Annotated in this window: 10 protein-coding genes and 1 tRNA gene; 3 read left to right on the plus strand and 8 right to left on the minus strand. The window is 60.7% G+C overall.

What is annotated here, in order from left to right:
* Positions 1-164 precede the first annotated feature (164 nt).
* Positions 165-614 (minus strand): hypothetical protein, encoded by a 450-nt coding sequence (locus GA0061102_RS17060; RefSeq protein WP_092851212.1) that lies wholly within the window; start codon positions 612-614, stop codon positions 165-167.
* Positions 615-683: 69 nt separating this feature from the next.
* Between GA0061102_RS17060 and GA0061102_RS17065 the strand changes: the two genes are divergently transcribed.
* Positions 684-1,280 (plus strand): TetR/AcrR family transcriptional regulator, encoded by a 597-nt coding sequence (locus GA0061102_RS17065; protein WP_139115068.1) that lies wholly within the window; start codon positions 684-686, stop codon positions 1,278-1,280.
* Positions 1,281-1,377: 97 nt separating this feature from the next.
* Here the strand turns inward: GA0061102_RS17065 and GA0061102_RS17070 are convergent.
* Positions 1,378-1,454, minus strand: a tRNA-His gene (locus GA0061102_RS17070).
* A gap of 225 nt (positions 1,455-1,679) precedes the next feature.
* Positions 1,680-2,126 carry a phasin gene (locus GA0061102_RS17075; protein WP_092851221.1) on the minus strand — a complete coding sequence of 149 codons (447 nt, stop codon included), beginning with the start codon at positions 2,124-2,126 and terminating at the stop codon, positions 1,680-1,682.
* Between the two features lie 222 nt (positions 2,127-2,348).
* On the opposite strand from GA0061102_RS17075, the gene GA0061102_RS17080 reads away from it, so the two are divergent.
* Positions 2,349-5,996 carry an ATP-binding protein gene (locus GA0061102_RS17080; RefSeq protein ID WP_092851227.1) on the plus strand — a complete coding sequence of 1,216 codons (3,648 nt, stop codon included), beginning with the start codon at positions 2,349-2,351 and terminating at the stop codon, positions 5,994-5,996.
* A gap of 58 nt (positions 5,997-6,054) precedes the next feature.
* Here GA0061102_RS17080 and GA0061102_RS17085 read toward each other — a convergent pair whose 3' ends face one another.
* A complete protein-coding gene (locus tag GA0061102_RS17085; protein ID WP_092851230.1) occupies positions 6,055-6,456 on the minus strand; it encodes a GFA family protein in 402 nt (133 codons plus the stop codon).
* 228 nt (positions 6,457-6,684) lie between these two features.
* Complete coding sequence (locus GA0061102_RS17090; protein WP_167668000.1) at positions 6,685-7,032, minus strand: antibiotic biosynthesis monooxygenase; 348 nt, start codon at positions 7,030-7,032, stop codon at positions 6,685-6,687.
* Positions 7,033-7,155: 123 nt separating this feature from the next.
* Between GA0061102_RS17090 and GA0061102_RS17095 the strand changes: the two genes are divergently transcribed.
* A complete protein-coding gene (locus tag GA0061102_RS17095) occupies positions 7,156-8,043 on the plus strand; it encodes a LysR family transcriptional regulator (RefSeq protein WP_092851234.1) in 888 nt (295 codons plus the stop codon).
* Positions 8,044-8,077: 34 nt separating this feature from the next.
* Here the strand turns inward: GA0061102_RS17095 and GA0061102_RS34060 are convergent, their stop codons facing one another.
* The 3 genes from GA0061102_RS34060 to GA0061102_RS17110 form a co-directional block, all read right to left on the minus strand.
* On the minus strand, positions 8,078-8,305 hold the full coding sequence (locus tag GA0061102_RS34060; RefSeq protein ID WP_092851237.1) for a YcxB family protein: 228 nt from the start codon (positions 8,303-8,305) through the stop codon (positions 8,078-8,080).
* A gap of 39 nt (positions 8,306-8,344) precedes the next feature.
* Positions 8,345-10,267, minus strand: coding sequence for a DEAD/DEAH box helicase (locus GA0061102_RS17105; protein ID WP_092851364.1), 1,923 nt, complete (start codon positions 10,265-10,267; stop codon positions 8,345-8,347).
* Between the two features lie 356 nt (positions 10,268-10,623).
* Positions 10,624-12,576, minus strand: coding sequence for an acetoacetate--CoA ligase (locus GA0061102_RS17110; protein WP_092851240.1), 1,953 nt, complete (start codon positions 12,574-12,576; stop codon positions 10,624-10,626).
* Positions 12,577-12,595: the final 19 nt, after the last annotated feature.

The raw sequence follows: 12,595 nt of genomic DNA on the forward strand, positions 1-12,595 counted from the left end.
CGTTCGCATTTTTTTCAGGCGGTCATTGTGTCCGCCTCTGAAGACAGAAGAGCGGCCAGAGCATTTCCGCTTTTCTTCGAATCGCGAAAACGCTCTATCTTCTTGTTTCCTTACGCATTCCGGACGGAAAACCGCTGCGCACTTTTCCTGGAAATGCTCTAAATTCAGCCAAGCCAATAGAGCGACATACAGGCGACCACCAACGCCGCGTAGGTAAGCAGCTCTTTCCAAGGTCGCCAGGGCGCTGACTGAATGGCATAGGACATGATTTTAAGTGGGGAGCGAGGCTCCGGCGCATCGTGTTCACGGGATACAGGCGCATGGAAGGCATGGAAATAGAGCTGGATCAGGGTTCCGCCAGCCAAAAGACCGCCGAGGAAGGTGATGGGCTCGGCGCTGCGCACCAATAGCGCGATCGACATGGCGATCGCAATGACGAGCGATGCGATGTCGGAGCCGCTGGTCGCGTAGGCGCGTCCGGCATAGGCCTTGTCGAGAAGCTTGCGCCTAGCGGCGTAGCTCAGCACGAAGAAGAAAGCGAACTTGATCAGCGCATACAGGCCGAAGGCACTTACAAAGACGGTGATCGCCGTGTCAAAGATAGGATGTGACATTACTGGCATCTCCCAATTACGATACACTTATGTATCGTAATTGGGAGATTGGCAAGTGGAGTGGCAATTTTGAGTGGCGGCAGGCCCCGGGATGAGACGATCGATCAGGAGTTACAGGCGACGGCCCTAGCCTTGTTTGCGGAAGGCGGGCTGGCGGCGGTGAGCTTCGATCAGGTCGCAAAACGGGCCGGCGTCAGCCGCACGGCGCTGTATCGCCGCTGGGCCACGCGTGAGGCCCTGGTGACCTCCGCACTGCTGGGATATCGGGCCAGAGCCGAGAGCGGACTTGAAGATTGGGCAAGTCGACCGCTTGGCGAGATTCTTGAGATTTTCGTGGATCAGACGGCGGCGGCTTTTTCCGATCCCTTCGCCCGCAATCTCCTGCGCCAGCTCTTCGCACTGAGTGACCAGGAAGCGGAGATCAAGCACCTCTACTGGTCGACAATCGTGGAGCCGCGGCGAAAGGCCTTCAGCCTTATCATTCGGCAGGCCCAGCAAAACCACGAGATCGACCAAAGCCTAGACCCCGAACTCATGCAGGATTTGCTTAGCGGTGCCATCTCCTATCGGCTCCTGGCCTATCCCGGCGATGATCATGCCATGGATGCCAAAGCCTATGTCACGGCCGTACTCCGCGCTGCGGGCTTCCCCATTCAACTGCGATGAATTCCATCATTCAGACCGAACGGCGGTCTTGTGCCCGACGCGGCGACTTTAATGTCGCTTAGATCAGAATGACCTCAGATATTTACGGGGAATTGAATGGTACGGTTGGGGGGTCTCGAACCTCCGACCTCAGGTGCCACAAACCTGCGCTCTAACCAACTGAGCTACAACCGCACATGCTCGCGTCGCCGCGAACGGGGGTGACATACGAGGACTTTGAAATTATTTCAAGTCCTATCTCCCCGCAATATAAAAAAGCTTTGCAGATATCCAAATGAAGATGCGCCGCGGGATACGGATCAAAGCACGCACATCCCACGCCCGGAACGAAAAGTCCCGCCCCCAGGCTCTAAGCTGGAGGCGGGACATTCGTACCTTGAGAGGCGTATTTCGAAAAGATTAGGCCTTGAAGGAAGTCATTGCCTTTTCAGCGGCGTCCTTGGCCGGCTTTACCAGCTTTTCGGCAACCTTCTTGGTGGTTTCCTGAATGGACTTGGCCTGCTCTACGGTGACTTCGGCCTGCTTGCGGATGAAAGCGGTCTGAAGTTCGAAGAGTTCGGCGACCGACTTGACGCGAAGCAGAGCTTCCATATGCGCCAGCGAGCTTTCGGCGTTGGTGCGCAGAACGTCGATGGCCTTGAGGCCGATTTCGACAGAGCCGGCCTGTGCGGTCTGTACGGTTGCTTCAACCGTCTTGCCGGCTTCCTCGGTCGCGGTCTTCAGCTTGGCGAAAGCTTCCTTGGACTGGGCCGCGCCCTTTTCCGCAAAGTCGCGGAAGGATTCGGAGAGCTTGGACGGATCGAATGCAGCCGTTGAAAAAACGTCGTCTTTCTTTACAGTAGCCATGATTACGCTCCTATGTGGGCCCTCTCGGAGGCGCCCTTCGTGAACCTGTGTGAGGCTTATATAATATAAAGATTTGTGCAGTGCAACATATTTTTTGCATCGCACAACACGTTAACCTTTCCGGCCGAAAGATCGGGCCTTTGCTGGACCCGAATGCGGGTCGCGGTTATTAATAAACCGTTAAACACGAGAGGCGGTCACGCCCGCAAAACAGGTTGGAATATGCCCGCAATTCAATATCCGTTCATTGACATTGCCGTGCATCCGCGCGTTCGGGAGCGCTTTGCCCGCGGCGAGGCCATGGTCATGTTTTCGACCGGGATGGATCGCGTATTGTGGGCCAATGGCGCCGGCGCCAACCTCTTCGGCTATGACGTCATCTACGATTTCCTCGACCAGGGGCCGAAGCCCGGCGACGTTTCGTTCCGCCAGATCGAGGCGACGGCGCGCGGCCTTGGCACGGTCGGCGATCAGCGCACATTCCTCATCCGCATGGCCTCCGGATTCCAGCGTTCTGTGGTAAACGCAGCGGTCGAGCGCATCCGCATCCAGGCAGGCGAAGAAGCGATCCTGTTTTCCTCGCCGGTCTCATCCAAACCGATGGCCACCTCCGAATGCGCCAAGCGCATGATCGACGGATTCGACGATCCCGACACGCATATGGCCGTCATCGGCCGCGATGGCGAAATCGTCGCGGCGTCCGAGCGTTTCCGCATGCTCGACATCACGCCGCAGACGGCACGAATGCTGACGACCATGGCCGGCGCGCAGTCGGACCGGCTGATCAAGCGGCCGATCTCGACCGGTCGCGGCTACCTGCCCGCCGCCATCGGCAAGCTCTCGGAAATACCGGCGCTGCATCTGCTGTTCGTCGTCGAGACGGTCCTTGGCCATCTCGATCCGACGGAAAGCCTTGCAGATGAGGCAGCGCCCGCCGCCGCCGAACCGCAGGCGGAAGAGACCCGGGCAGAGCTCGAAGCGGCAGCCGCCGACGAAACACCGCAACCCGCACCGTCCGCACCCTTCAGCGATGTCATCGATGCCGTCGCCCATATCGAGGAGCTGGACGAGACGACGGAATATAGTGCGGATGAGGAGCCCGATGCGACGCCGATTAGCCATGAGGCAGGCGAGCATGTACCAATTCCGACTTTGATGGATGCTCCCAATGATGCTGCGGTTGAAGAAGCCACGCCTGTTGAAGAGCAAGAGGCGGAGACCGCGGCGGCTGGCGAAGAACACCTCGCCAATGCTCACATGGAAGCAAGCCCGGAACAAATCCAATCTGAAGCCGTCTCTGCCGATAGCACTGATGGCGAAGGCTTCCTCTTCAAGCGCAACGGCCGTGCGACCCGGTTCGTATGGAAGATCGATGCTGCTGGCCGCTTCAGCGAGGTTTCGCGCGAATTCGCCGATGCTGTGGGACCACATGCGGCGCAAATTGCAGGCAATGCCTTCGCGGATGTCGCCGCGCGCTTCAATCTCGATCCGGATGGCAAGATCACGGAACTGCTGGCACGGCGCGACACCTGGTCGGGCCGGACGATCTATTGGCCGGTGGAGGGCACGGGCCTGATGGTACCGGTCGACCTGGCTGCCCTGCCGACCTATACCCGCAGCCGCGAATTCGACGGCTTCAGAGGCTTCGGCGTCGTCCGCCTGGCGGATGCCATCGAAGATCCGATGAAGCGCGGCATGACGCTGGACGCGCAGGAAAGCTGGGATGCCGAAGCCACGACTAGCGACCAGGCGGGCGAAGCGGAAGCAGCCGCGAGCGACCAGCACAGCTCCGAGCCGGACGATTCCGCCGCAGCGGGAAGCAACGAGCAAGCAACCACCAAAGACGCTCCCACTGCAAGCGCGGAACCGCCCGCCTTGCATATCGTCGAGACGCCGAACCGCCGGCAAACAGACAAGATCATCCGTCTGCACGAACATCGGACATTGGCGCAGGCAAGCCTTTCGCTCAGCGAACAAGCGGCCTTCCGGGAAATCGCCCGGCAGCTCGAACCTTTTGGCAAGCGCACGGAGCCGCCTGTCGAGCAACCCACGGCAGAACCCGCCGAAAGACATGTCGATGCCGCCCCGCAAGCAAATGCGGCCGACGAAATTCTTTCCGACACGAGCGAAACGGCGATCGGAAACGACGACGCCGACACCAGGCAGGAAAACGCGGCGTCGAATACCGACGCCTCTCCATCCGAGCCCGTTGCTGAGCCTTCCCAGGTGCAGGAGGCGAGCGGCGAAGCAGTCGCGGATGCCGGTTCTCCTTTTGAGGCGACGGTCTCCTCCGCCGAGCCGGAAGAGGATTTCGATCCTATCGATGTGCTCAACACCGCCATTCCGCCGCGCGTGAAGATGCGCACGGGGCTGTCGTCCGATATCATCGATCAGCTGCCGCTCGCCATCCTCGTCCACGCCGGCGACCGGCTGATCCACGGCAATCCGGAATTCCTGCGACTGACTGGCTATGAGAACCTGCCGGATCTCGAGCAGGTCGGTGGGCTGGATGCGCTGCTGCAGCGCAACGATCTGGAAGGCAAGACCGAACAGCCGGGCACGATGATGGTGGTGCGCGCCGACGATGCGCTGGTGCCGGTCACCGCGCGGCTGCAATCGATCCGCTGGGAAGACGGCACAGCCCTGATGCTGGCGCTGATGCCCGTGGAGAAGAGCGAGCCGCCTGCCCCGCCGCCACAACCTGTCTCCGAGGAAGGGCGGCCCGAACGCATCCTCGAAAAGGTCGGCAAGCTGCAGGTGGAGATAGAGGAACTGCGCTCGACGCTGGAAACGGCGACCGACGGTGTGATCATCGTCGGCCAGGATGGCGAGATCCGCTCGATGAACCGCTCGGCAAGCGCGCTCTTCAACTATGACGACCAGGAGATCCGCGGCAAACCCTTCGTCATGCTGTTTGCGCATGAAAGCCAGAAGGCGGTGCTCGATTATCTCGGCGGCCTCTCCGGCCATGGCGTTGCCAGCGTGCTCAACGACGGCCGCGAAGTGATCGGTCGGGAGGCGTCCGGGGGCTTCCTGCCGCTGTTCATGACCATGGGTCAGCTCAACTCCTCCAACGGCTATTGCGCCGTGATCCGCGACATCACGCAATGGAAGCGGACCGAGGAGGAGCTGCGCAACGCCAAGCGCGCCGCCGAAACCGCCAATGCCCACAAGACGGATTTTCTCGCTCGCGTCAGCCACGAGATCCGCACGCCGCTCAACGCCATCATCGGTTTCTCCGACATGATGGCCGGCGAACGCTTCGGGCCGATCGGCCATTCGCGTTACATCGAATATGCGACCGATATCGGCCGCTCCGGACGGCATGTGCTCGATATCGTCAACGACCTGCTTGATATCTCCAAGATCGAAGCCGGCGAGATGGATCTGGATTTCGCATCCGTCGGCCTCAACGAGGCGATTACGGAGGCCGTGTCGCTGGTGCAGCCGCAGGCCAACAGCCAGCGTGTCATCATCCGCACGGCGCTGTCGCAGGCCGTGCCGAATGTCGTCGCCGACCTGCGCTCGATCAAGCAGATCGCACTCAACATCCTCTCGAACGCCATCCGCTTCACGCCGTCGGGCGGCCAGATCGTGGTGTCCACGTCCTATGAAGGTAATGGCAGTGTCGTCCTGCGCATCAGAGATACCGGCGTCGGCATGACGCGCTCGGAACTCGAGCAGGCGATGAAACCCTTCCGGCAGGTCTCGACCAATTCCCGCAAGCGCGGCGACGGCACCGGCCTCGGCCTGCCGCTGACCAAGGCGATGGTCGACGCCAACCGCGCAACCTTCTCGATCAACTCCGCGCCGAACGAGGGCACGCTGGTGGAAGTCACCTTCCCGTCGCCGCGGGTGCTGGCGAACTAAGGGACGTTTTCGGTTCGGCAGCATCCGCTGCCGGGCGCTCGCCCACGGTCGTCAACTCTCAGAACCAGAGATCACGCACGCATTTTCCGTCCGACGGAAGATCTTCGAACGTGTCCAGACCATCGAAGCGATCGATGGGCAGGTCATAGACGAGATCCGGCGGCGCAAGCCGCAGATTGACCGCCATGCGCCGGCGGCCATCCTTTTCCAGATGCAGGCCGCGCCAGCTTAAGACGCAGGCGCAGGTTGGGCAGAACAATATTTCGAGAGACGGCTCCTTCTCGGCGGCCCGCGTGTAAGACGCGGTTGGCCCGCTGAGCAAGATCCGCTCCCCTTCATAGTCATAGGCCCATAGCGCACCGTAGCGTCGGCAGAGCGTGCAGTTGCAGGCCGTGATCGAGCCCGGATCGCCCGTAAGGGTCCAACTTGTCCTGCCGCAATGACATGAGCCGATCAGCATGAATGTAGAATGCAATCCTCTGCCTGTTCGAGAATGGCATTCTGCTTCAGCTGCGTGACATCTGCAAATGAGGCTCTCCCGAAGACGACACGCCACGAGGAGAGCCTCTCTCAGATCGCAGCCAAACCGCTGGGTACAGGCGCCACTAGGTCCGACAGGGGCAGTATCCCCTGCCGGACGGCTGCCCGCCCGGCATCTTCCTTTCAGAGGCAAAGCCGGCCATGCCGCTTAGGCGCGCTTGGGCAAGACCAGATCGCCGACCGTGTAGGTGTGGAACTCGCTCTTCGAGACGGTGTCCAGTTTCCGGAATTTTTCGACGAAATGCGGATCGGAAAAGAACTCGCCGACATTGCCGGCATCCTGGATGGCCTCGATGTTGACGACCGTCTGACCATCCGAGCTTTTCGCAAGGCTGCTCCAGAGGAAGCCTTCCTTTCGTTCCGCGACGTAATGCACAACATCCTGAATGATGGCGAAGGCTTCCTCCTGCTTTCCGGGATGAGCGTGGATGACGTTGACGATAAAGGTCGTAGGAGCGGGAGAACCCGCAAAGCTGGCGATATGTTTCGTTTCCATGAGTCTCTCCATCTGAAGCTCGCGCTGTTCAGCCGCGGCGACCTCTGGATATCCGGCGAGAGATAGCGGATAAAGTAGCCTGTATTCTCAACATATCGGATAAAAATTCCAGAATAGGCAGACATGGATAAGCTTGGAACGCTCGGCATCTTTATCCAGGTCGCCGAGGTCGGGAGTTTCGTCGCGGCCGGACATCGCCTCGGCATTTCAGGTTCCGCCGTGGGCAAAGCCATTGGCCGCCTCGAGGACGAGTTGGGCGTGCGATTGTTCAATCGCTCGACCCGCAGCATGGCCCTGACAGAAGAAGGCAGCTTTTTCCTGGAGACGTGTCGGCGCATTCAATCGGAATATGAGGAAGCGCAGTCCAAGCTATCCAGCTCGCAGGCCGTGCCGCGCGGACAGCTGCGCGTGAGCCTTCCTCTGGCCGGCATGCTGCTGATGCCGACATTATCGGCCTTCATGACGGCTTATCCGGAGATCAATCTCGATCTCGATTTCACGGATCGCCTCGTCGATGTCATCGAAGAAGGGTTCGACGCCGTCATCCGCACGGGCGAGGTCAGAGACACCCGCCTGATGAGCCGCAAGCTCGGCACCTTCAAGTACAAGGTCGTCGCCTCGCCGGACTATCTCAAGGCTCATGGCCATCCGAAGGTTCCGGAGGATCTGCTCCGGCATCGCTGCCTTCACCACCGCTTCGCAAACTCGGGAAGGCTCGAGCCATGGCCATTGGTTCGCGAAGAGGGCGAGATGAAGCTCGACCTGCCGGTGACCACCGTTGCAAGCACGCTGGAACCACTGATCTACCTTGCGGAGCGCTCCTTCGGAATCACATGCCTTCCCCCGTTTGCGGTGGCGTCGGAGATCGCACAAGGGAAACTGGTTTCGCTGCTGACCGACTATCTGGCCGATACGGGAACATTTCGCGTCCTCTGGCCGACCAATCGGTATCTATCGCCAAAGGTTCGCGCCTTCGTGGATCATATGGCCGCGAACCTCTTCGCCGAATGATGGCGCATGATACAGCGCTGGACCCAGGCTTTAGCTAACGTATGGCGGGCACTTTCGATCGCAGAAAATCCCGGTCGGTTGCCGAGAGCATTTCAACGGGGAGCGTCAGGAACTGGCTCGGAGCGGTAAATATCATCCGATGGGCCGGACGCTCCCAAATCTCGGTCACAGTTGACCATGGGATTGTCGCCGATCCCAGATCGGACACGACGTCAAATCCCTTGTCGCGAAATGTGAATTTGCCTGGATATTGAAACCTCAGATCGCAGAGCCGCGCCTTCTTGCGAGCGCGGCGTTGAGATCATTCGCCTCGTGACTTCGCACCCTTGCGAGCGGCCCGGGAATTGGGTTTGCCGCCCTTGGGGGGACCATCGTTCTTGGTGAAGCTCGGCTTGCCTGGTTTCTTTGCCCAGGGCTTCTTATCGGAGCGTTCGGAAATGCCGCCCTCGCCCGCCTGTGTCCGTTCCGGTTTGCGATCGGATTTCCACTTCGGCTTGCCGCCCTCCTGCGAGCGGGGTCCCTTGTCGGCGAAGGGCTTCTTTTTCTCGAAAGCCCCTTCGCGCTTTGCTTGCGAAAAATCCGGCACGCCGGCGAGCGGCTTGACGCGGATGCCGCGTTCCAGCGTCTTGTCCGGGCCGATGGCGGAGAGGAAGCGCTCGGCACCTTCCTGTGAAAACTCGACGAAGGTTTCCTCCGGCTGCATCTTGATGGCGCCGATGTCGCGCTTGGTCAGGTTGCCGTTGCGGCAGAGCATCGGGATCAGCCAGCGCGGCTCGGCATTCTGCTTGCGCCCCACAGAGAGCGACACCCAGACGCCATCGGTGAAATCGTTCCGTCCGCCAGATGGGCCATCATCGCGGGGAGTGACCGGGAAATCATCCCGGCGAGGCTTCCTGCGCTCGCCCTCCGCCGGCACATCCTGCAGATCTTCGGGCGCGGAGTGGCCGGCCCGGTACTGCCGCAGGAATGCGGCGGCAACCTGCTCGGCGCCGTGGCGCTCCAGCAGTTGCTGGACGATGGACTTTTCGTCTTCGGCAAGCGCGGCCGTGAAGACCGGATCGGCGAGAAGACGTTCGTCGTCACGCTGGCTCACTTCGTCGGCAGACGGCGGCTTTGCCCAGGTAGCGCGAATGCGGGCGGCTTCCAGCAGGCGCTCGGTGCGGCGGCGGGCGCTGAGCGGCACGATGAGGGCGCTGACGCCCTTGTTGCCGGCGCGACCGGTGCGGCCGCTGCGATGAAGCAGCGTGTCCGGATTGGTCGGCAAGTCCGCATGGACGACCAGCTCCAGACCCGGTAGATCGATGCCGCGAGCCGCGACATCAGTTGCGATGCAGACGCGGGCACGGCCATCGCGCATGGCCTGAAGAGCGTGGGTGCGCTCGTTCTGGCTGAGCTCGCCCGACAGAGCGACGACCGAAAAGCCGCGATTGTTGAACCGCGCCGTCAGATGATTGACGGCAGCGCGCGTCGAGCAGAAGACGATGGCGTTGCGCGCCTCATAATAGCGCAGCACGTTGATGATGGCGTTTTCCTTGTCGCTCGGCACCACGGTCAGCGCGCGATAGTCGATATCGACATGCTGCTTGGCTTCGGAAGCGGTGGCGATGCGAACGGCATCGCGCTGGTAGTTTTCGGCGAGCTTGGCGATGGAGCGCGGCACGGTCGCGGAGAACATCAAGGTGCGGCGCTCGGAGGGCGAGGCTTCCAGAATGAATTCCAGATCCTCGCGGAAACCGAGATCGAGCATTTCGTCGGCCTCATCGAGCACGACGGCGCGCAATTGCGAAATATCGAGCGAATTGCGGCGGATGTGATCGCAGAGACGGCCGGGCGTGCCGACGACGATGTGAGCGCCGCGCTCGAGCGTCCGCCGTTCCGTGCGCATATCCATGCCGCCGACGCAGGAAGCGATCGTCGCGCCGGTCAGCCCGTAGAGCCATTCCAGCTCGCGCTGCACCTGAAGCGCCAGTTCGCGGGTCGGCGCGATCGCCAAGGCCAGAGGTGCACCGGCCGGACCGAAGCGCTCCGAACCATCGAGCAGTCCGGGCGCCAGCGCCAGGCCGAAGGCAACCGTCTTGCCCGAGCCGGTCTGCGCCGACACGAGGGCATCCTTCCCGGCAAGGCCGGGATCGAGCATGGCTTTCTGTACCGGCGTCAGCGTTTCATAACCGCGCTTCGCCAAAGCCTGGGCAATCGCAGGAACGATGCCTTCGAATTCAGTCATAGTCTGTCTTTCGGAATTCTTCGCCCGCCAAAAGGCGGCGATCATCGTGGCCCGCACGTCGCAGGCCTCTTCTTCAAGCCTGCACATACTTGGTCGGCAGGCCAATGTACAGAGCGGCCGCGTATTTGTATCAGCCAGAACGAAAAAAAGGCAGCGAACCGCGCTGCCTTTGAGAATGGTGCTGTCAAAAGAAAGCTCGAGTCGGTGAACTTCATGTTTCGGGAGCCAGAACCAGCTCCAATCCGCTGCTGACGTATGCGAACGGTCTCAAGTTGGCCTTTACCTTTGACCAATCTTTCCTAACGCAAGGTTACCAAACGGAGGTCATCGTTTGCCCCTCAATTTTAGGGTGCATCTCAGCTTTTCAGTTCTTCCAGCCCGGCGAATAGATCCAGCGCCTCCGGATTGGCGAGCGCCTCCTTGTTCTTGACGGGCCGCCCGTGCACAACATCACGCACCGCAAGCTCGACGATCTTGCCGGATTTCGTGCGCGGAATATCGGCGACCGCGATGATCTTGGCCGGGACGTGGCGCGGCGAAGCGCCGGTGCGGATGCGGGTCTTCATTGTCTTCACCAGATCTTCGGTCAGCGAGGCACCAGGAGCCAGGCGGACGAACAGCACGACGCGAACATCGTCATCCCAGTCCTGGCCGATGCACAGAGCTTCCAGAACTTCGGGGATCTGCTCGACCTGATTGTAGATCTCGGCCGTCCCGATGCGCACGCCGCCGGGATTGAGCGTCGCATCCGAGCGGCCGTGAATGACGAGGCCGCCATGAACAGTCCATTCGGCGAAATCGCCGTGGCACCAGATATTGTCGAAGCGCTCGAAATAGGCGGCACGATATTTGGCGCGTTCCGGATCGTTCCAGAACATGATCGGCATGGAAGGGAAAGCCTTGGTGCAGACAAGCTCGCCCTTTTCGCCGCGCACCGGCTTGCCTTCGTCATTCCAGACATCGACGGCAAGGCCGAGACCCGGTCCCTGGATCTCGCCGCGCCAGACCGGCTGCAGCGGGTTGCCCAGCACGAAGCAGGAAACGATATCGGTGCCGCCGGAAATGGAAGCGAGCTGGATATCGTCCTTGATGCCTTCATAGACAAACGTGAAGCCCTCGGGCGACAGCGGCGAGCCGGTGGAGGTCATCAGCCGCAGGCTCGAGAGATCATGCGATGTCTTCGGCGTGAGGCCGCTCTTATGCACGGCGTCGATATATTTGGCCGAGGTGCCGAACACTGCGAATTTCTCTTCCTGCGCATAATCGAACAGGATATTGCCGCTGGGAGCAAAGGGCGACCCGTCATAAAGGCAAAGCGTCGCGCCGGCGGCAAGGCCGGTCACCAGCCAGTTCCACATCATCCAGCCGCAGGTGGTGAAGTAGAAGACCTTTTCACCGGGTACGACGCCGCAATGCAGGCGATGTTCCTTGATCAGCTGCAGCAGCGCGCCGCCCGTCGAATGTACGATGCATTTGGGAACGCCTGTCGTGCCGGAGGAAAACAGGATGAACAGCGGATGGGAGAAAGGCACTGCAACGAACTCGACGGCTTTCGCCTCGAAAGGTGCAATAAAATCGGTCAATGTCCGTGCGCCAGGTGTTGCCGCCACCACCGCATCGGCGCTGCCGGCATAGGGCACGACAAGGGTCGGCACATTCAGACGCTGCGCGATGGCGCTGACCTTTGCCCCGACATCCTGCAGCTTGCCGCTATACCAATAGCCACTGCAGGCGATGAACAGCTTCGGTTCGATCTGCCCGAAGCGATCCATGACGCCCTGCTCGCCGAAATCCGGAGAACAGGAGGACCAGATCGCGCCGATCGATGCGGCGGCCAGCATGCAGGCGATGGTTTCGGGCATATTCGGCATCATTGCCGCCACCCGATCGCCCTTGCCGATACCTTCAGCCCGATAAGCCTGCTGCAGGCGCGACACCGTGGCGGCCAAACGATCCCATGACCAGCGATCACGGACCTTATCCTCGCCCCAGAATACCAGCGCATCGCCCCCGCCGCTTCGCGACAGCAGGTTTTCGGCGAAGTTCAATTGCGCATCGGGAAAGAAGCGTGCCTCCAGCATAAGGTCGCCATTGATCAGCGCCCGCTCGCCGCGTTCGCCCCTGATGTCGCAGAAATCCCAAACTGCCGTCCAGAAATTCTCGCGATCGGCCACCGACCAGGCGTGAAGGCCGGCGAAATCGGATAGCGACAGGTTAAAATGGTGGTTGCATTGCTGCATGAAGGCAAACATCGGGCTTTGGCGGCGTGCTTCTTCCGATGGCGTCCAGAGCGGCTGCTGATCCTGCATATTTCTCTCCCCTGTTTTT

It is taken from the genome of Martinezella miluonensis, from assembly GCF_900094545.1.
GTDB lineage: Bacteria > Pseudomonadota > Alphaproteobacteria > Rhizobiales > Rhizobiaceae > Rhizobium > Rhizobium miluonense.